The organism is Flavitalea plasmicola, assembly GCF_030546645.1.
In the GTDB taxonomy this organism is placed as follows: Bacteria; Bacteroidota; Bacteroidia; order Chitinophagales; family Chitinophagaceae; genus Puia.
Window position 1 is genome coordinate 614,597 of the sequence record NZ_JAUOTO010000004.1, and the last position, 18,314, is coordinate 632,910.

Consider the following 18,314-nt stretch of genomic DNA (forward strand, 5'->3'; position numbering starts at 1 on the left):
GTTACCGGGTGAACGAGGCAGGAAGTTCGGTGATCAATGCTCTTGTATATTTGATGGCGTCCTGCGGGCTCAGGTGGGACCATTCCGGACAAATAAAATGACTGGTAGCGTCATAGTCGGTGTAGTAGATACCCTGACAATGCGTGGCTGCCAGCAATGGGTCCCAGCATCTTGTACGGGGGAACACATGCTCTTCGACACCCCGCATGACGCCGCTGGAAGGAGTCCTGATGAAGACAACCTCTCCGCCGCGGGCACGGATCTTATCGACCGCATCTTTTACCACTGCGAGGATCGGGGGCACCGGATCCTGTTTGGGGGGCGGCGCCTTTTTTCCCAGGTCCATGACAAATAGCCAAACGTCCTGAACGCGATGTTGCAGGAGCGTGTCTGCCACGAACCTGGGCGTCATTTTGCTCTGCCTGTTAAAATCACTGCAGTTGAAATCTATGGGAAAGCTGGGAAAGACATATACACCGGGCCGGTCGGGGATACCGAACCTATCCAGGCCTGCATTCAGGGAGAACTTGTCCCTGTCGAGGAAGACGAGCATGGACTCCAGGGCGTGATCCAGCACGAAGCTGGCTTTTTCCGCCGGCGTTCTTTTCTTATACCATGCAGTGTAGGATTCCGGTTTCTGAAGGTTATAGCGATCGCCGGAGTAGAACAATCCTTCCGTTACATCGACGACCAGCCTGCCACGAAAATCCGGATCATTGCCCAGGTCAGTCAGCACGGGAATCGGTGAGCTGCCCTCTATCGCCAACTGAACGGCATGTCTGCCCGTCTCTTTTTGCCAGGTGTCGATGTCGAGGTCGAACTTGATCCGCGAAGAGCCGATGAATACAGTGGTCTTATCGGATAGCTCATAGACCATGGCCCTTTTATCCGCCCAGAGCTCTTTGCCATTGTCATAAGATACGCGTACTCCCTTGCTGCGAAGGTAGATCTCCCAGCCTCCGATGACCAATACGACGACCAGGAGGGCGAATACAGCAGCCTTCGAAAGATTGTTTGCAGGCATTCTTTAGATTTAGAGGTGAATGAAGCTTATTACCCAACGTGTGGCTTTGTGGTCTCCGGAAGCGTTATAAAAGGAAAGGTGTAGAGGGACAGGAAGATGAGGTCAAAATAAGATGATATGAACCAAGGTATGCAATTTTTGCAGCAAATCAATCCACGGAACTGGGTATTTTCTCTGGCAGGGGCCTTACAGCCATTTCTTTTTTTTAAACCAGATATAAATGGCGATGGTAACAATGGCCATCAGGAGGTAGGCGAAGGGATAGCCCAGCCGCCATTTTAATTCGGGCATGTGCTCAAAGTTCATCCCGTAGATGCCAACAATGAAAGTGAGGGGTAGGAAGAAAACCGAGAATATGGTGAGCACCCTCATGGTCTCATTGGTCTTTTGAGCGGAGATGTTGAAATAAATATTCAGCAGATGGTTAGTGTTTTCCGACAGGGAGTCGAAAATGTTCTGGTTTTTTACGTAGAGGTCCCTGGTATCCCTGGTATAGGCATTAGATTCTTCCGGAGGGTCTACCTGTTCGATGATGTCGTGGGTGAGGAGTAATATTCTTCTGACGACATCCACTTTGCGTTTAAGGAAGTAAAGGCCTTTCAGGATCGGCTTTTTTTTGTTTTTAAGAAAAATATTCTCTTCATAATACTCGATCGATCTCGTCAGCTTCTTTCCGGGGGCGTCGAAAGATTGCAGTGCGGCCACAACGATGGCGTTGAAAACATGCGCAGGTTTTTTCCATGTTTCTTCATGGATGAATTCCCGGGTGATCTTGTCCAATGCGGGCCATTGCCTTTTATGTATGGTGATGATGAAATCCTTTCCGATGAATAGCGCCAGCTTATTTGTCAGCTCTTGAACGGTATCGGCCTCGACCTCATTATCCGGGGCATAAAATCGCAGGATAGCGAATGTATAAGTTTTGAGGTGTTCATATTTTGGCAGGTGGTCTGTTTGCAGTGCGTCCTGCACCGATTGTTCCAGCAGGCTGTATTGGTTGGCGATATCCTGCAGCTCCGACTGATTGGGATCGAGAATATCTATCCAATTAAAGGGGTATTCGGTGCCTGGCGTGAGGTGGTAGACCATTTGGGCTTGTTTAATGGTCAATTTACCCACTTTTTCATAAATTTATTGGATGAATAAGATAACCCTTATAGCTCTACTGACGGGAATTATCACTTTTACTTCATTCAATGCCCGTCCCCATCATAAAGCTGTCCTGCGCACGATCATTATTGATCCTGGCCATGGGGGTTTCGACTATGGCTGCAGCGGCCTGTTCTCCAGGGAAAAGGACGTAGCGCTATCGATTTCCATGAAGCTGGGGGCGGCCATACAGGAAGCATTTCCCGAAATCAAGATCGTGTATACCAGGACCACGGATATAATGCCGGGGAATGCATCCAGCATCCATGCCGGGCTTCGTGTCCGGGCAGACGTTGCCAATAAGGCGAAAGGCGATCTTTTTATCTGCATTCATGCCAATTCCAATGGTCATTCAGCCGGGCAGTATGAAGTAAGGCACCTGGTGGGCCACAAGCTGGTCAAAAAGGGGAAAAGGAAGGTAAGGCAGCCTGTGTATGAATATGAGACGAGGAAGAACATGACGGTGGGAACCACGAGCTATATATGGAAGGCGATGTGGGGACAATATAAGGGCACGCAGATCAATGAAAAGGACCTGGGGGGAGAAGATATGGGGGACAGCACGGCCACCCCGATGGACATGAGCTCTCCGGAGGCCAGGATACGGGCTCAGCTATACGAGAAAAGGTATTTTGCCAACAGCGCATTTTTTGGCCAGCTGGTACAGGATGAGTTCGTGAAAGCGGGGCGCAAAACCGAGGGTGTGCAGCAGCGGGAGGTAGGCATCTGGGTACTGGAAGCCACCGGCATGCCCAGCGTGCTGATCGAGACGGGTTATCTCACCAATGAGGAAGAGGAGAAATATCTGAATAGCGAGGAAGGGCAGCATGAGGTAGTACAGAATATTCTGGATGCTTTTATAAAGTATAAGGATTCCGTGGAAGGCAATCGTAAGAGCAATGCGGGGATTGATAGCACAACCAGTGGCTCCGGCGAGCCGAAGAGTCAGCGGTAAGCGGAATCACGGTGCATGTTCATAGATCTTCCGGGCTTTTACCAGCAGGGAGATGTAATCCCTGTCGATGAAGTTGTTAGCAGAAAAGATCTTTTTTGTCATTTTCTCCATATCACTCCAGCTGAGCTGAGCGGCATAATCCGGGCCTTTCAGCTTCATTCCAAAGAGGGCGATGCAGACTGCTTTTTTGAGGCTTGCCGATGCCGTCTCGAAAGGCGCCGACTTGTTGGGGCAATCGAAGCTCATTGTTCTTATTTTGTTTTGTCCGGGCAGGCAGTAGCGGATCTGTATGTTTGCAAGGTTCTCATTACCTGTGGAGTCTTTTTTAGGGATAATTTCGAAGATGGCCATCTGGGCATTGGCGGAAGCTACGCTGCCCCCGACAAATCTGAGCGTGGTGTCTTCCAGGGCGCTGTGTTTGTTTTCGAAGCCAAGGAGGTGATATTCCTGCACCAGGGAGGTATCGAAGGCGACGGTGAAACAGACATTCCCGGCAACTTCGGACAGGCCTTTTGCAAGATCGTCCAATAACAAACGTTCGCCTTGCTGTGCGTCTTCTATACGGCCGAAGGTTCCATGGCCTGCCTGGGCCAGCATGGGGAGCTCTGAAGCTTCTTCTTTGTTCAGCCCCACGCCTAAGCAGGAGAGGTGTATACTGTCGGAGGAGAAGCGGCTGGCGAGGTCTGCCAGGTAGTTCCTGGCCGCCGGAGTGGAGGAGATATCGCCATCCGTGATCAATATGACCCTGTTGTTACCGCCGGGGATATACTGTCCTGCCGCTATTTTGTAAGCCAGCATGATACCTGCTTCGCCGGGCGAAGGACCATCAGCGGACAATTGTTCGACGGTCCTGACGAGCTGATCTTTTCGGGAACCGGGTACGCCTACGAGCGCTCGCCCTCTTCCTCCATATTCGATGATGGAAACGGTGTCGATGTCCCGGAGATTTTTTATCAGCAGGTGAAGGCTGGATTTAACGAGGGGCAGCTTGTTCGGCATATCCATGGAGCCCGTGACGTCGATGAGGAAGACCAGGCTGGCAGGCCTGCGGATGGAGGTTTTTTTAGTGCAGATGTTCAGGCACAGTAGTCTGTGCCTGTCATTCCATGGGCAGGAGAGTAAATTGGAGGCGCAATGAAAGAGCTCTTCATTTTCCGGGTCTTCGTAATAAAAGTTGAGGTAATTCAACATTTCTTCCACCTTGACGGCTTCTGCCGGAACGTGCATGCCCATATCCAGGAACCTTTTGACATTGGAGTATGCAATGCCATTGCTGTTGCATGCAAATGATATGCTGGACCCATTGATCACCGAAGCCAGGCTCTTTTTTTTCGTCGTCAGCGACAACGGCAGTTCTTTTAACGTAACCCGAAGAAATCCGTTGGTGTTGACAGCGGTGGAATAAGATTCGTATCCATCCAGATAGAATGTCACCGAATCCTCTGTTTTTCGGGTGATGATCTCGAAGCTACCCGAAGCGCTTGTTTTGTAGATCTCCCCGGTGGATCGTATGATAATGCCGACGTGCTGCAGATTGTCCCCGTGTGCGCCTTTCACTTCACCTGTAAAATAGTATTGGGCTGACAGGGGCATGAAAAAGATGTTAAGCAATAGTATGGAACCTGCTGTTTTCAGGTTATTTGATTTTATACTGAACTGATAAGATTCCGCCCGGCTAAATATACAAAAAAACGGCCATAGAAGGGCCAGAGCGGGTTTGCGCATTCTGGGGATTTTTTTCCTCATTGGAGACGGGCCGGTGTCCGTCAGAAAGATCGATGAAAGATTGGCATACTTTTTTGGATAGAATTCTCTAAAACAGCGTATGAGATCTTTTTCGATCAAACTGCAATATGACAAGTCGATATTTGAAGTGGATGTCAACGTTATACGCCAGAGCGATCATATTCAGTACACTATTATCCCCAAGGACCTGGAGCTGGAGTATCTGTTCGGGACGCAGGTGATCCATGAATTGCCTTCGAAAGGGTTTAAGGCTTGTGGGGACCAGGACAAGCGATATTTCGATGCCGTCACCGATGCGCTGATCAATTCCGATCAACGGATCCTGGCGTTGGCGAGAGCCTGATAATATTCCTATTCTATATATACGCATGGAGGACGGTATTGATGCCGTCCTCCATTTTAGTCTTTATAGCCCTGCAAGAGCCTTTCCCGAATCTCTTTTTTTGTTTTATCGTCTGTGAAAGCATGGTCGATGGCTTCGAGGTTGCAAGTGAGCAACTGTTGCTTTGACCAGTGAAACTGAGCCATCACCAGCTGATACTCCCTGTTCAGGGTCGTATTGGAGATCGTGTATGCGTCTGTGTTAATGCTGAGCGATACGCCAGCTTTGTAGAGGCGGTGGATAGGATGGTCTCCCAGGCTGTTGTAAATATTGGTCTGCAGATTGCTGCTGGGGCATATTTCCAGGTGAATATGATGTGCGACGAGGTAGCTGACGAGGGCAGTGTCTTCTATGCTTCTTACACCATGGCCGATGCGGCTGGGGTGAAAGTTATCCAGCGTTTCCCGGACACTGGCCGGGCCTTTTGCTTCCCCGGCATGGGCAGTGCAGGGGATCTTCCTTTCCCTGGCATAGGCGAATGCCGCAATATGATTGTCGATGGGATAACCTGCTTCGTCGGCGGCTATGTCAAACCCGACGATATGGGTATGGCGAAATTTTTCAACCAGCTGTACCGTCGTCATGCTTTGTTCCGCGGAGTAATGCCGTAAAGTGCAGAGGATCACTCCCACCTGTATGCCTGTATTCCGGATGCCTTCCGCAACGGCATCGTTCACGGCCGTCACCACTTCTTCGGGGGTGAGACCTTTCTGCAGGTGCTGGAGAGGGGCAAAACGAATTTCGGCATACAGAACATGATCTTTTTGCAGTTGCCGGAACAGGTCGAGGGTCACCCATCTCAGGGACTGTTTTGTCTGCATGAGGCTGATGCTTCGTATAGCGCGGGTGATGTAGTCACGAAGGTCGGTACAACGGGCCGGTGCGATAAAGTCCCGTTGGTAATCTTCCGGGGAAATGGAGGGGTCGATTTTTTTGACCACGGCATAGCTCAGTGAACAATCCAGGTGGAGATGCAGCTGTACTTTGGGCCAGGCGGCGGGGGGCGCGGACTGACATGGCGCGGGCCGGGTCATGAGCAGGGACAGGGAGAGCGCGATCAGCTGTCGAATGGGAATGTGTCGATTCATACATACAAAATTACCTGCCATTACCGGTGATTTTTAGGACATTTGTCCCAACCGGCACCATGATCAGGAAAAGTCCCATATTTCTTCAGCTGTTAGATAAACTGATGTCCGATGACGCGTCTATGGCGGCAATCGCCATCCAGGAGCTGCCCGCAAGGAAGCGTTTAATACAACAGGATAAGAATACCCGAAGCGTATATATCATCCGCAAGGGCGTCGTAAAATGTTTTATCGCGGAAGAGAATGGTAAGGAATATATCCTTGAATTTTTAGGGGAAGGAGAAATATTGGGGGAGCTGGAAGCTATCCGGAAAACCACGGGTATGGCTACGGTGGAATCGCTGACGCCCGTTTCAGTTGTCAGGATCGATAAGGCCTGGTTCTTACAGCTGTTGATGGAGAATAGCGCGTTTAACAGGGCGGTATTGGAATTGATGGCTGGCAGGCTGGCGAACACCGCCATCAGGGCTTCCCGGCAGCAACTGTATACTTTGTCCTACAGCCTGGCGCAGCTGCTGGCTGTGCTGGATGCCGGCGGGGTCATATTCACCAAGAAAGATCTTTCGGGATACCTGGGCATATCTGTCCGGAGCCTGAACCGGCTGCTGAAAGGATCGAAAAATGCTACATTTACCAAATGAATCTGATCATAAGCGATACTGCGGAAGAGATGGCGCAACGGGTGGCAGACGGTGTCAGCGCCTACATGACGTTCCGGACGAACCCATTATTCTGTCCTGCGTCGGGAGATACGCCGGCTGCGCTATACCGTGAAATGCAAGCACGGGCAAAGGCCAACAGACTGGATGTGTCCAACTGGCATTTCATCGGATTGGACGAATGGGTGGGCATGAATGGAGCTGATGAGGGTTCCTGCCGATATTACCTGGACCGGGACCTCTTCCATCCATTGATGATCCGTAAAGAGCGGATCTGTTTCTTTGATGGCAGGGCGGATGATCCTGCCCGGGAGTGTGCCCGTGGAGAAAGCTTTATAAAGGAACATGGGGGTATTGACGTGGCTATACTGGGGATTGGGACCAACGGGCATATCGCTATGAATGAGCCGGGGACTTCTCCGGAGGTACGTTGTCATGTATCCGTGCTTCATCCTTCCACCCAGGCTACCGGGCAGAAATATTTTCCCAGCTACCAGACCCTGACCTGTGGCATAACGCTGGGATTGGGGGATATTCTGGAAGCCAGGCATTTGTATCTGCTGGCTATCGGCGAGCATAAAGCGGCTATTGTCCAAAAAGCTTTGGAGGGCCCCATCTCCGAAGTATTACCTGCCAGCCTTTTGCGGGGTCATCCCAGTCTGCATGTGCATCTTGACAGGGCCGCAGCCGGAAAGCTATCGAACAATAAAGAGTAAATATGCCTTACGCCATCGGGATTGATGTGGGCGGAACGAATATCAAATACGGCATCGTGGATGCTGGAGGAGAAATATTGCACGAGGGGTTGAGGGCTACGGCCCGTGTGTTGGATGAATTGAAAGCGATCATTACTGAACTGGGAGAGGTGGCAGCATTGAAGGGGCTGTCGGTCGAAGGCATCGGCATTGGCGTTCCGGCCCTCATGGATGGGGAAGTGGTTACGGGTTGTGGCGCAAACCTGCCGGAGATAGAGGGGCTGGCGCTCGGGAGCATGTTGCAGCGATATGCCCGGCTGCCTGTCGTAATAGACAATGATGCAAGCCTTATGGGCCTGGCCGAGCTGCGGTTCGGGGCAGCGAAAGGATTGACCGATGTGGTCTTTCTCACTGTCGGTACGGGCGTCGGGGGTGCATTGGTAGTGAATGGCGGGTTATACAGCGGATATCGCGGCAGGGGCGGCGAGCTGGGTCATATACGGGTGGCCTTTCCGGGACGGCCCTGTGGATGCGGCGCTTCGGGATGCCTGGAGGCACATGCATCGGTGAAGGCATTGAGCAGGGATTATGCGGATGCGGGTGGAAATGCCGGTTCGGATGGCCGCCTGATCTTTTCACGTTATCTCGCAGGAGAGGATGCCGCTGTTGTGGCGATGCACCATCACTTTGCATACCTGGGCTCCGGCATAGCCAGTCTGATCAATATCTTTAGTCCTCAAAAAGTGATCATTGGCGGCGGCATTACGGAAGCCGGCGGGGATTACATAGGTCCCATCAGGCAGGAGGCGTTGCGCCTGGCCATGAAAGAGACAGCCGCGCAAACCCTCATAGAGCCTGCTTTGCTGGGTAATAAGGCTGGTTTTCTGGGCGCTGCCGCACTTGTGTTTGGCGAAGTGTTCTGATCCTTAGAAAATATATATAAGAGATGATCAGCACAACAAGAAAGCCCAGCGGATCAGCAATATTATACCACTTATCACCTACAGAAGAATGGGCAATGATGGCCGACACCAGGGTAATGGCAAATCCAAAATAAGCGAACTCTTTTATTTTGAATGGTATGGCGGGTACCAGAAGCGCGACTAAGCCCAATGTTTTGGCGACGGTAAGTTCTACCTGAAAATATCCCGGCAGATGCAGGTGCTGGAATGCCCCTTCCGGATATATGGCATGATCGAACAAAGTAAAACTAAATATGCTGTACAGCATGACAATGGTCACGATACCTGTAGTGATCCGATAGATCCTCCTGTCCTTTTTCATTCTTTTTATACATAGGACAGACAGGACTTTGTTTTTGTGACATGGCTTACTGAATGATCTCTCCGGACCGAACGTCGAGCCTGAAGAGCGTTAGTTTTTTTATGATCGTCTCACTTGCCGTGTCGAACCCGTACAGGTATGCTCCCGGAAATGCGATAAAGAGAGGGATGTGTACTTTTTTGGCTTTGTAAGCTTTAGAGCCTAACACATAGAATGTGTGTTGGACCGGGAGGATAGGGAAGAGGGTTCCGTCCATCATTACATAGCAATACCGCCCGTCACAGAACCCCCACATTTTGTGCGTATAATAAAATGTACCATTCTCATCCCGGATACGCAATTCCATTTCCGCATTGGGGTTCTTTACTATTTCATACTCTGCAATTGAGGGTTGGTTGTTCAGAAATTCATCCACATTGGCATAGACACCTTTTTTTAATGTAATGGCCGTATCCATGGGATAATTGTACCGGGTGCGGCTGAAAGAGTCAATGGCATTATACGAAATAACTCTTCTTCTTTTCGAGATGGCATCGACGTCGACAGAGGCAACTTTGTTCATAAAGATAGCGAGCAGATCCGGCAACTTTGCCTCCCCCATACCCAATGATTTATGAAGCGTGGAAGCCAAAACGGTATCCAGGTAGGTGAGGGGAAGATAGCCTTCACCTACCTGGAGGTATGCTTCACATCTGAATACGAGGTTGCCTTGCGGCCTGGTATAAATCGTCTTTTTAAATGATTCTTCGATGGTGCTGTCAACGTCATCGTAGAGCCAAAGGTCCTTTATAGCAACCAGGAGAGATCTGTCCCCTTTTGGGTCGGTGAAATTCAGACTGAGAAAGGTGGAAATCTCGTCGGCTGCCGTAGTGTGGAAAAGTATCTGTCCTTTGGGCAAGCCCCGGGTTGCCAGTCCGAGCCTGGAAGTATCCTGCCGGCAATCGACAACCTGTATACTATTAAAGACGGGAGGAAAATTATAGTTTTTGCGTTTCAGGGGCAACTGAATGAAAGCGGATCCATAATTTTTCTTTATGACTATCTGGCAAATGGAATCTTTTTGGGCTTGTGTGACGGTGATAATACAGAGAAACAGGAATAATAGGGCAAAGTACCTCATGGGTCAGACATTGTTAGCCGCTAAAAATAATAAGCGTCCTGGAGAAATGCAAGTGCCAGCTTATTCTGTCAGCAGCGTTATGTTCTAACAGATTGCAATCGGTTGAATTTTTTTCCCTAAATTGGCGCAGTAATCATAAAATACGATGAGCTATGCCAACCAGACGTAACTTTCTTCAACAGGGCACTCTCCTCACTGGTGGGGCTCTTTTGCTTTCCGCCTTTGACAACCAGGCTTTTGCGCACTTACGCAGGCGATTGACCCCTTCGGATCAGATCAATGTAGGCGCCATTGGCATCAATGGTATGGGTTGGGCGGATCTATCGTCCGCCCTGAAGCTGCCGGGTGTCAACGTGGTGGCATTGTGCGACGTGGATAAGAACGTCCTGGACCGGCGGATGGGTGATCTGGCCAAGATGAACGTGGATACCAGCAAGGTGAAGGTTTATTCCGATTATAGAAAGCTGCTGGAGCGGAAGGATATCGATGTGGTGATCATCGGCACGCCGGATCACTGGCATGCCCTGATCATGATAGAAGCCTGCCAGGCCGGTAAGGATATATATGTCGAAAAGCCTGTGGGCAATTCCATTGGGGAATGCAGGGCTATGATCGCTGCCCAGCAGAAGTACAACCGGGTTGTACAGGCGGGGCAGTGGCAGCGAAGTCAGCAGCATTTTAAAGATGCCGTGGACTTTGTACAATCCGGGCAATTGGGGAATATACGTACAGTAAAGGTATGGTGCTACCAGGGATGGATGAAGCCAGGTCCGGTGGTGCCGGACTCTGCTCCGCCACCGGGGGTGGATTTTAAGAGCTGGCTGGGGCCTGCGCCTGTGCGCAGCTTTAATGCCAGCAGATTCCATTTCAATTTTCGCTGGTTCTGGGATTATGCCGGCGGGCTGATGACGGACTGGGGCGTCCATTTGCTGGATTATGGGCTGCTGGGCATGAAGGCAGGTGTTCCCAAGACCATTGCGGCCCTGGGTGGCAATTTTGCCTATCCGGACCTTTATGAGGAGACGCCAGACACGTTGACCACGCTGTATGAATTTGACGGATTCAACCTGGTGTGGGACCATGCGATGGGCATCGACAACGGGTCCTATGGCCGTGATCATGGAATCGCCTACATCGGTAACAACGGCACGCTGGTACTAAGCCGGGGCGGGTGGGAGGTCATTGAGGAGCGGCAGTCGAAGAATAAGGTCAGCAAGCCGTTTGTAAAATCTTCGGACAATGGATTGGACAAGCATTTTGCAAATTTTATAGAGGTGGTACGCAACCGGAAAATGGAGGATCTGCACTGTTCTATACAGGCGGGGGCTCATGTCGCTACCGTCGCCCAGATGGGGAATATCAGCCTGCGCAGTGGTCAACGCCTGGCCTGGGATGCGAAGGCGGGGAAATTCAATGAGGAAAAGATCAATCAGCAATACCTGATGAAGGAATATCATAATGGGTATAAATTACCTATGATATAGGGGAGCGTCGTAAGGGGAAGCCCCGGGCTAAGGGCTGTGAAAGGTCCTTAATTTCCTGTTAAAACAACCCTTTTGGGGGGTAAATGCGACAGAAAAACAGATTTTGAACAGAATTTATCCGGATTTTTGTCGTTCTTACATTAACAAAAATTAGCCCCGCATGACGAAAATGGCAACTGTGTTGACGCTGTGCATCGGCGTCTGCCTCTCGGCCAAATCTCAGGATTCTCTTCCCTTGAATGGGAGTGAGGATAGTGAAGTTATCAAAGAGATCAGTATCACGCCGGTCTCTTCCAGGTTGCATGATACCATTCCTTTTCGCCATCGTTTGGACTGGACCATCCCTGAATATAAGAAGCCTTTCCCCGTGCAGCAATTCATCGTCCCTGCTGCTATGGTGGCTTATGGGTTTGCGGGCTTAAATGTGAAGGGGCTGAAGAGTATCAATTCCGGAATAAAGGAGGAAATATGGACAGAGTCCCCGCATCGTCCTATGCATGCGGACAACTACCTGATGTATGTTCCGGCCCTGGCGGTATATGGCTTGAATGCGGCAGGGATCCATGGCGCGCATAATTTCAAGGACCGGACCATTTTGTTGCTGATGTCTCAATTATTTACTCAGACGGCTGTCTTTTCGCTGAAAGGCCAGAGTCATATCCTACGGCCCGATGGGTCCGCGTATAATTCATTTCCATCCGGACATACTGCCACTGCCTTTGCCAACGCTGAATTTATGCGGTTGGAGTACAAGGACGTCTCTCCCTGGTATGGCGTAGCCGGCTATGCCGTCGCTACGGCTACGGGTATGTTGAGGATGTACAATAATAAGCATTGGTTCAACGACGTGGTTGCCGGGGCGGGATTTGGCATTGCCGGTACCCGTCTTGCGTACTGGTTGTACCCCAAGCTGCAGCATTCCATCTTTAAAGGCTCTCCCGGTACGGTGCTGATGCCTTCTTACCAGAATGGATCTTTCGGATTGTCTTTTGCGAAGGCTTTATAAAATGATTTATTTTTTGCCCATGGCGTATTGGATACCGGCCAGCAGGTGACCCAGGTAAAGCGGCTCTGCGAAGGACTCGTCCGTGTGGCCCAGCTCCGTGTAGAACGCTCTTCCTCCTTCGTATTCATGATACCAGGCCATGGGATGATTGTCCCCGTTCTCTCCTCCCGTATAGGATTTTTCGTCGATCTTCAATAGTATATGAAGATTGGGATTGAGGTATTTGAAATTGTACCATTCGTCCCAGCGGGACCATGTTTCGGGAAGGCCTTTGGTGATAGCATTATCCTTATCGACAACAATGATGTTGGCCTGCTGCTGTTTGGGATGGGATTTGAAATATCCGCCCACCAGATCGCCATACCATTGCCAATCGTATTCACAATCGGTGGCTGCGTGAATGCCTACGAATCCGCCGCCATGCTTGATATATTCCTGGAGGCCTTTTTCTTCTTCGGGGCCGAAGACCTTACCGGTGGGGCTAAGGAAAATAAGCGCCGCATATTTTTTCAGGATCTTATAGCGGAACTGAGTGGAGTCCACGGTGACGTCCACGTCGAAGCCGTTTTGTTCTCCCAGCTTCCGGATCGCGGCGGTGCCTGCGGCTATGCTGGCATGGTGATAGCCATTGGTCTTGCAGAAGATCAATACTTTTCGTTTTGCAAAGATCTCCGGCCAGGGCTTGTTATGGCCGGCGAAGCTCATCAGGAGGATGCTGCCTGTGACAAATGCCAGGACTGCCGCATAACGGATAAAGTCGGAAGGTCTCAATGATCTCATGTGGAGGCTTTTATTAAAGTTCTTTTATTTTAATGTTTCGGTACCACACTTCGTTGCCATGGTCCTGCAGGTCGATCTTACCGCTTTTAAATGTGCCAAAATCGGGCCACTGTCGGAATTTACTGTTTGCCACCATGTTTTTCCAATGCTCATCCCACAGGGTAGTGGTCACCACGTTGGTTCCATTGAGGAATAATTTCAGGGTTCCATCTTTACTGATGATCTCTACTTCATTCCATTCGCCCACCGGCTTCACCGTTTCTTTGGAGCAGGGGATCAGGTCGTACAGGTCTCCTGCCCGGTGTTTGTGGATCTTGCCATCGGGGTGACCGTCGTTGTCCAGCACCTGCATTTCGGGACCTGTGTAATAGGCTTCCTGGTATTTGGCGGGATCTTCGTGAACATAGAAGAGCAAGCCACTGTTGCCTTTTGGCGCTATTTTCCATTCCAGCTTAAGATCGAAATTGCCGTATTCCTTGTCTGTGAGCAGATCGCCGCCGCCGCCTTTGGATTTATCGAGGTGCAGGGCGCCGTCCTTTACTTCCCATTGGGCGTCAGCGCGGGATTTCCCGTAGGTGTGCCATCCGCTGGTAGTTTTGCCGTCGAACAATGGCTTCCATCCCTCTGCAGTCATATTATTATGTTTCGAAAGCGGCAGGGCTGCCATCAACAACAGGGCGGCAGGCAATGCAATCAGTGTATACTTCATGTTGAATAGTTACGTGTAGTAGCAGCTCTACTTTTTCAGTGTCAGGATATATTTTACCATTTCCTTTACGTCAGGCTCGGGTATAGAAGGGTGAGGGGTCATAGGAACGGCGCCCCAAACGCCGCTGCCGCCGGAGATGATCTTTTTTACCAGCCTGTTGACAGTGGAGTCTGCTGCCGGGCTATATTTTGCTGCCACTTCGCTGTAAGCGGGTCCGATGGAAGCGCCGCTGCCTGCCTTGTCGAGACGATGGCAGGTGGTGCAATCGCTGGCGCCGATGAGTTCGAGACCTTTGCTGTCGGCATTGGTCGTTGCGGGTGCTGTGGAAGTGGAAGGTGTCTTGGCGGTGGTGTCCGTGGGTTTGGATTCTCCTGAGTTGCCGCAGGCGGCGGCGAAGATGGTACAGGATAGAATGACTAATAATTTTCTGCTCATGATTCTTTTTTTAAATTTTTCTTTTGACCGTAGGGCCCTCAAGTTCCGAAATAATACTATTTCAACCCCAGAACGGAGCGATTAAATTTTTCATCGCTGCCAGTGCCGGCGAAGTCGTCGAATGCTTTTTCGGTGACCCGGATGATATGATCTTTTATAAAGATGGCGCCTTCCCGGGCTCCGTCCTCAGGATGTTTGAGGGCGCATTCCCATTCCAGCACGGCCCAGCCTTTAAAATCGTAGGCGGTGAGCTTACTGAAGATGGATTTAAAGTTCACCTGACCGTCGCCCAGCGAGCGGAAGCGGCCTGCGCGATCGACCCAGCCCTGGTAGCCTCCATAGACGCCCTGTTTGCCTGTGGGATTGAATTCTGCGTCCTTGACGTGGAACATCCGGATGCGTTCGTGATAATTATCGATGTATTCCAGGTAATTCAGGCATTGGAGGACGAAATGGGAGGGGTCATAGAGCAGGCAGGCGCGGGGATGGTTGTTGGTATGCTCCAGGAACATTTCGTAAGAGATACCGTCATGGAGGTCTTCCCCCGGATGGATCTCGTAGCAGAGGTCGACCCCATTTTTATCAAATTCATCGAGGATGGGCATCCAGCGTGCGGCCAGCTCTTTAAAGCCTGTCTCCACCAGGCCTGCAGGACGCTGGGGCCAGGGATAGACCGTGGGCCAGAGCAGGGCTCCGCTGAAAGTGGCGTGGGCGTTCAGGCCCAGGTTCCGGGATGCTTTTGCCGCGTATTTCAATTGCTGGACAGCCCATTCCTGCCGGGCTTTGGGGTTGTTGTGCACTTGTGCGGGGGCAAAGCCGTCGAACAGGGTGTCATAGGCCGGATGTACGGCCACCAGCTGACCCTGGAGGTGGGTGGAGAGCTCGGTGATCTGGAGACCCGCATCCTGGACGATGCCTTTAATTTCATCTGCATAGGTCTTGCTTTCCGCCGCCTTTTGAAGGTCGATGCAGCGGCTGTCCCAGCTGGGGATCTGCACGCCGATGTAACCGAGGCTGGCCGCCCATTTGCAGATGGAAGCCAGAGAATTGAACGGAGGCTTGTCTCCCAGGAACTGGGCCAAAAAAATAGCCGGGCCTTTAATGGTAGTCATGTGGCAATATTTTGATTGGTAATTAATCTATTCTGAAGAAAGTCCATTTTTCGGGGCTTTCATTGCTTTTGACCACATTCTCGACAAATGCCATGCCGCGAACGCCGTCGGCGGCGGAGGGGAAGTCCAGTACTTCGGGAGAAGGGACTGTTCCGTCCAGCCTTGCAGCTACTGCCAGCGCGAAATTGCGGTAGAGGTTGGCGAAGGCCTCCAGGTAGCCTTCCGGATGTCCTCCGGGGGTCCTGGTGTTGTGTTTCGCATAGGATGAGAGATAGCCCATGCCGGCACGATACACCTGTGTCGGCTGGTCCAGCCATTTTACCAGGAGGGTATTGGGTTCCATCTGGGACCATTCCAGGCCGCCATTTTCTCCATAGATGCGGATCTTGAGGGCATTCTCTTCTCCTGCCGCCACCTGGGAGGCGAATAGGACGCCGGTGGCGCCGTTGTCGAAGCGTAAGAGGACGTTGCCATCATCGTCCAGGGCGCGTCCTTCCACAAATATGGTCAGGTCTGCGCAGAGCTGTTTGATCTGGAGGCAGCTGATATATTCCGCCAGGTGGGCAGCGTGCGTGCCGATGTCGCCCATACAGCCGCTCTTGCCGGAGCGGGATGGGTCTGTGCGCCATTCCGCCTGTTTGCTACCGTCTTTTTCGGAAAGGCGGCTGAGCCAGCCCTGGGGATATTCCACATAGATCTTGCGTATCTTACCGAAGGCGCCTTCCTTCACCATCTGCCGGGCTTGTTTTACCATGGGATAGCCCGAGTAAGTGTGGGTGAGGCAGAGCAGCAATCCCGTCTCTTTCACTTTTTTCTGTAATTGTTTCGCTTCGTCCAGCGAGAAGGTCATGGGTTTGTCGATGACGACGTGAAAACCTTTTTCGAGGGCCAGCATGGCCGGTTCAAAATGGACGTGATTGGGCGTGACGATGGCGACAAAATCCATTCGTTTGTCGTCCGGCAGCTGACTTTCCTTTTCTATCATCTCTTTATAACTGCCGTAGATGCGGTCCTCCGGGAGGAACAGGGCCAGGCCGGATTCTTTTGCTGTAGCGGGGTTGCTGCTGAGTGCGCCGCAGACCAGCTCGATGAGTCCGTCCATATTGGCAGCGATCCGGTGAACGGCGCCGATGAAGGCGTTCTTGCCTCCGCCGATCATTCCCATTCTAAGTTTTCTGTTCATGATATCTGGTTTCTTCTATTGGTGTGATAATGGACCTGTGGTCCATTCTGCGACTGCAATTTTAATGTTTCTTTACGGAACTAGGACAATAATTAAAAAATTATTGATGTTACAGGCATTCTGCTGTAGTATTTTTAAAATAAAAAATTACATTTACAAACTATAAAACGAACTTGCTATGGCTCCCACCATTCAATCCAACAAACTTTTTCTCGCCAGCCGTATTGCGCTCATCTTTACTGCTATGACTTTTGCCTTCCGCGCTTCTTTAGAGGGGGTTTGGAGCAATGAGTTCCATTTAACCAAGGAGCAGTTAGGCTGGATATTCAGTCCGGCTTTTTATGGATTCACGCTGGCCATGATCTTTGGGGGACCGCTGTGTGATGTGATTGGGATGAAAAGATTATTAGGACTTGCTTTCATCGGCCATATTTCCGGCGTGATCGTCTATCTGCTGGCCAAGGATGCGACTATGTTATTTATAGGCACGTTATGCACTGGCATCGGTAATGGGATGGTGGAAGCCGCCTGCAATCCGCTGACAGTGACATTGTATCCGAATAATAAGACCAAGATGCTGAACCGGTTTCACGTCTGGTTTCCGGGCGGGCTTGCGGTGGGCGGCCTTATAGCCTATTTGTTGATGGACACTTTGCATCTGGGCTGGCATTTACTGATCAGTGTATTGTTCATTCCTGCTGTTATTTATGGAGTGCTGTTCTGGAAGCTGGATTTTCCCAAGACGGAAAGGGTCACCTCGGGAGTGAGCACGAAGGATATGTTCCTGGCTTGTCTTTCGCCGCTGTTTATCGTCATGCTCCTTTGTATGTTCCTGACTGCGGCCACTGAATTAGGTACGAATCAGTGGATTGTCGCCTTATTGCAGGGAGCCAATGTTTCGGGCATCCTGGTGTTGGTGTTTATCAATGGTCTTATGGCATTGGGCAGATCGTTTGCGGGGCCGGTCGTACATCGGTTGAACCCCAATGGGATGTTGATCTTTTCGGCCATTTTTGCCGCCATCGGGCTTGTTTTATTGAGCAATGCAAGTGGTTACGGGGCTTTTGGGGCTGCATTGGTATTTGCGGTGGGGATCTGTTTTTTCTGGCCTACCATGCTGGGCTTTGTAGCGGAATATTTACCAAAGACGGGAGCATTGGGGCTTTCGTTGATGGGAGGGGCAGGGATGTTCTCCGTGTCGCTGATACTTCCATTGATGGGAAAATGGTATCAGGACTTTAAAGATGCGGCTGTGGCCACAGGATCCAGTTCTGCGCAAGCGGATGCCATAGCGGGCTCCAATACGTTAATGAAAGTGGCTATTATGCCTGCGATACTGATCGTGGTATTTGTGCTGATCTATTTTGTGCGCCGTAAATCTTACGCTGCTCACAAACAGCAGGTGCAGGCCGGCGCTGCGCATTGACAGCCGCACATTAATACTTTTTTAATCTTTTTTTCCTGCCATGCATCACTTTTGTTATCGATTGCATTGGAACATTT

General features: G+C 50.8%; 19 protein-coding genes. 8 read left to right on the forward strand and 11 right to left on the reverse strand.

What is annotated here, in order from left to right:
* Position 1: 1 nt before the first annotated feature.
* Both Q4E93_RS16695 and Q4E93_RS16700 read right to left on the reverse strand, forming a co-directional pair.
* A complete protein-coding gene (locus Q4E93_RS16695; protein ID WP_303587096.1) occupies positions 2-1,024 on the reverse strand; it encodes a hypothetical protein in 1,023 nt (340 codons plus the stop codon).
* Positions 1,025-1,210: 186 nt separating this feature from the next.
* A complete protein-coding gene (locus Q4E93_RS16700; protein WP_303587098.1) occupies positions 1,211-2,113 on the reverse strand; it encodes a magnesium transporter CorA family protein in 903 nt (300 codons plus the stop codon).
* Between the two features lie 49 nt (positions 2,114-2,162).
* Here Q4E93_RS16700 and Q4E93_RS16705 point away from each other — a divergent pair, with 49 nt between their 5' ends.
* Entirely contained in the window at positions 2,163-3,128 is a 966-nt protein-coding gene (locus Q4E93_RS16705) for an N-acetylmuramoyl-L-alanine amidase family protein (RefSeq protein WP_303587100.1), read from the forward strand.
* A gap of 6 nt (positions 3,129-3,134) precedes the next feature.
* Here the strand turns inward: Q4E93_RS16705 and Q4E93_RS16710 are convergent, their stop codons facing one another.
* A complete protein-coding gene (locus Q4E93_RS16710; protein ID WP_303587102.1) occupies positions 3,135-4,721 on the reverse strand; it encodes a vWA domain-containing protein in 1,587 nt (528 codons plus the stop codon).
* A 232-nt stretch (positions 4,722-4,953) separates the two neighbouring features.
* Here Q4E93_RS16710 and Q4E93_RS16715 point away from each other — a divergent pair, with 232 nt between their 5' ends.
* On the forward strand, positions 4,954-5,217 hold the full coding sequence (locus Q4E93_RS16715; RefSeq protein WP_303587104.1) for a hypothetical protein: 264 nt from the start codon (positions 4,954-4,956) through the stop codon (positions 5,215-5,217).
* A gap of 56 nt (positions 5,218-5,273) precedes the next feature.
* Here the strand turns inward: Q4E93_RS16715 and add are convergent, their stop codons facing one another.
* Positions 5,274-6,344, reverse strand: coding sequence for an adenosine deaminase (gene add / locus Q4E93_RS16720; protein WP_303587106.1), 1,071 nt, complete (start codon positions 6,342-6,344; stop codon positions 5,274-5,276).
* Positions 6,345-6,403: 59 nt separating this feature from the next.
* Here add and Q4E93_RS16725 point away from each other — a divergent pair, with 59 nt between their 5' ends.
* Genes Q4E93_RS16725 through Q4E93_RS16735 form a run of 3 tightly spaced genes read left to right on the forward strand, consistent with a single transcriptional unit; the run spans position 6,404 to position 8,621 of the window.
* A complete protein-coding gene (locus tag Q4E93_RS16725; RefSeq protein WP_303587108.1) occupies positions 6,404-6,985 on the forward strand; it encodes a Crp/Fnr family transcriptional regulator in 582 nt (193 codons plus the stop codon).
* Positions 6,982-7,719, forward strand: a complete 738-nt coding sequence (locus tag Q4E93_RS16730; protein ID WP_303587109.1) for a glucosamine-6-phosphate deaminase — start codon at positions 6,982-6,984, stop codon at positions 7,717-7,719. Before Q4E93_RS16725 ends, Q4E93_RS16730 begins: the two co-directional genes overlap by 4 nt.
* A 2-nt stretch (positions 7,720-7,721) precedes the next feature.
* A complete protein-coding gene (locus Q4E93_RS16735; protein WP_303587110.1) occupies positions 7,722-8,621 on the forward strand; it encodes an ROK family protein in 900 nt (299 codons plus the stop codon).
* On the opposite strand, the gene Q4E93_RS16740 is transcribed toward Q4E93_RS16735, so the two are convergent.
* Positions 8,545-8,982 carry a DoxX family protein gene (locus Q4E93_RS16740; protein WP_303587113.1) on the reverse strand — a complete coding sequence of 146 codons (438 nt, stop codon included), beginning with the start codon at positions 8,980-8,982 and terminating at the stop codon, positions 8,545-8,547. The two genes, Q4E93_RS16735 and Q4E93_RS16740, sit on opposite strands and share 77 nt — an antisense overlap.
* Positions 8,983-9,028: 46 nt before the next feature.
* A complete protein-coding gene (locus Q4E93_RS34555) occupies positions 9,029-10,102 on the reverse strand; it encodes a hypothetical protein (protein WP_303587115.1) in 1,074 nt (357 codons plus the stop codon).
* A gap of 152 nt (positions 10,103-10,254) precedes the next feature.
* Between Q4E93_RS34555 and Q4E93_RS16750 the strand changes: the two genes are divergently transcribed.
* Together Q4E93_RS16750 and Q4E93_RS16755 are read left to right on the forward strand one after the other, a co-directional pair.
* Positions 10,255-11,586, forward strand: coding sequence for a Gfo/Idh/MocA family protein (locus Q4E93_RS16750; RefSeq protein ID WP_303587117.1), 1,332 nt, complete (start codon positions 10,255-10,257; stop codon positions 11,584-11,586).
* Positions 11,587-11,746: 160 nt separating this feature from the next.
* Positions 11,747-12,592, forward strand: coding sequence for a phosphatase PAP2 family protein (locus tag Q4E93_RS16755; protein ID WP_303587119.1), 846 nt, complete (start codon positions 11,747-11,749; stop codon positions 12,590-12,592).
* Positions 12,593-12,598: 6 nt separating this feature from the next.
* On the opposite strand, the gene Q4E93_RS16760 is transcribed toward Q4E93_RS16755, so the two are convergent.
* The 5 genes from Q4E93_RS16760 to Q4E93_RS16780 are packed head-to-tail and all read right to left on the reverse strand — an operon-like array spanning position 12,599 to position 16,811.
* Positions 12,599-13,372 (reverse strand): ThuA domain-containing protein, encoded by a 774-nt coding sequence (locus Q4E93_RS16760; protein WP_303587121.1) that lies wholly within the window; start codon positions 13,370-13,372, stop codon positions 12,599-12,601.
* Between the two features lie 13 nt (positions 13,373-13,385).
* On the reverse strand, positions 13,386-14,081 hold the full coding sequence (locus tag Q4E93_RS16765; RefSeq protein ID WP_303587123.1) for a 3-keto-disaccharide hydrolase: 696 nt from the start codon (positions 14,079-14,081) through the stop codon (positions 13,386-13,388).
* Positions 14,082-14,108: 27 nt separating this feature from the next.
* The gene (locus Q4E93_RS16770) at positions 14,109-14,516 is read right to left on the reverse strand and encodes a c-type cytochrome (protein WP_303587125.1); all 408 of its coding nucleotides are present in this window, start codon (positions 14,514-14,516) and stop codon (positions 14,109-14,111) included.
* A 56-nt stretch (positions 14,517-14,572) separates the two neighbouring features.
* Entirely contained in the window at positions 14,573-15,628 is a 1,056-nt protein-coding gene (locus Q4E93_RS16775; RefSeq protein WP_303587127.1) for a sugar phosphate isomerase/epimerase family protein, read from the reverse strand.
* A 22-nt stretch (positions 15,629-15,650) separates the two neighbouring features.
* Complete coding sequence (locus Q4E93_RS16780; RefSeq protein ID WP_303587129.1) at positions 15,651-16,811, reverse strand: Gfo/Idh/MocA family protein; 1,161 nt, start codon at positions 16,809-16,811, stop codon at positions 15,651-15,653.
* 178 nt (positions 16,812-16,989) lie between these two features.
* Between Q4E93_RS16780 and Q4E93_RS16785 the strand changes: the two genes are divergently transcribed.
* Positions 16,990-18,237, forward strand: coding sequence for an MFS transporter (locus Q4E93_RS16785; RefSeq protein ID WP_303587130.1), 1,248 nt, complete (start codon positions 16,990-16,992; stop codon positions 18,235-18,237).
* Positions 18,238-18,314 lie beyond the last annotated feature (77 nt).

Bases quoted from the DNA above. Each gene is read 5' to 3' on its own strand.
- Q4E93_RS16740 (WP_303587113.1), bottom strand. From the start codon at position 8,982: ATGAAAAAGGACAGGAGGATCTATCGGATCACTACAGGTATCGTGACC.
- Q4E93_RS16755 (WP_303587119.1), top strand. From the start codon at position 11,747: ATGACGAAAATGGCAACTGTGTTGACGCTGTGCATCGGCGTCTGCCTC.
- Q4E93_RS16780 (WP_303587129.1), bottom strand. From the start codon at position 16,811: ATGAACAGAAAACTTAGAATGGGAATGATCGGCGGAGGCAAGAACGCC.
- Q4E93_RS16715 (WP_303587104.1), top strand. From the start codon at position 4,954: ATGAGATCTTTTTCGATCAAACTGCAATATGACAAGTCGATATTTGAA.
- Q4E93_RS16760 (WP_303587121.1), bottom strand. From the start codon at position 13,372: ATGAGATCATTGAGACCTTCCGACTTTATCCGTTATGCGGCAGTCCTG.
- Q4E93_RS34555 (WP_303587115.1), bottom strand. From the start codon at position 10,102: ATGAGGTACTTTGCCCTATTATTCCTGTTTCTCTGTATTATCACCGTC.
- Q4E93_RS16725 (WP_303587108.1), top strand. From the start codon at position 6,404: ATGATCAGGAAAAGTCCCATATTTCTTCAGCTGTTAGATAAACTGATG.
- Q4E93_RS16700 (WP_303587098.1), bottom strand. From the start codon at position 2,113: ATGGTCTACCACCTCACGCCAGGCACCGAATACCCCTTTAATTGGATA.
- add (WP_303587106.1), bottom strand. From the start codon at position 6,344: ATGAATCGACACATTCCCATTCGACAGCTGATCGCGCTCTCCCTGTCC.
- Q4E93_RS16775 (WP_303587127.1), bottom strand. From the start codon at position 15,628: ATGACTACCATTAAAGGCCCGGCTATTTTTTTGGCCCAGTTCCTGGGA.
- Q4E93_RS16770 (WP_303587125.1), bottom strand. From the start codon at position 14,516: ATGAGCAGAAAATTATTAGTCATTCTATCCTGTACCATCTTCGCCGCC.
- Q4E93_RS16730 (WP_303587109.1), top strand. From the start codon at position 6,982: ATGAATCTGATCATAAGCGATACTGCGGAAGAGATGGCGCAACGGGTG.
- Q4E93_RS16765 (WP_303587123.1), bottom strand. From the start codon at position 14,081: ATGAAGTATACACTGATTGCATTGCCTGCCGCCCTGTTGTTGATGGCA.
- Q4E93_RS16705 (WP_303587100.1), top strand. From the start codon at position 2,163: ATGAATAAGATAACCCTTATAGCTCTACTGACGGGAATTATCACTTTT.
- Q4E93_RS16735 (WP_303587110.1), top strand. From the start codon at position 7,722: ATGCCTTACGCCATCGGGATTGATGTGGGCGGAACGAATATCAAATAC.
- Q4E93_RS16750 (WP_303587117.1), top strand. From the start codon at position 10,255: ATGCCAACCAGACGTAACTTTCTTCAACAGGGCACTCTCCTCACTGGT.
- Q4E93_RS16785 (WP_303587130.1), top strand. From the start codon at position 16,990: ATGGCTCCCACCATTCAATCCAACAAACTTTTTCTCGCCAGCCGTATT.
- Q4E93_RS16695 (WP_303587096.1), bottom strand. From the start codon at position 1,024: ATGCCTGCAAACAATCTTTCGAAGGCTGCTGTATTCGCCCTCCTGGTC.
- Q4E93_RS16710 (WP_303587102.1), bottom strand. From the start codon at position 4,721: ATGCCCCTGTCAGCCCAATACTATTTTACAGGTGAAGTGAAAGGCGCA.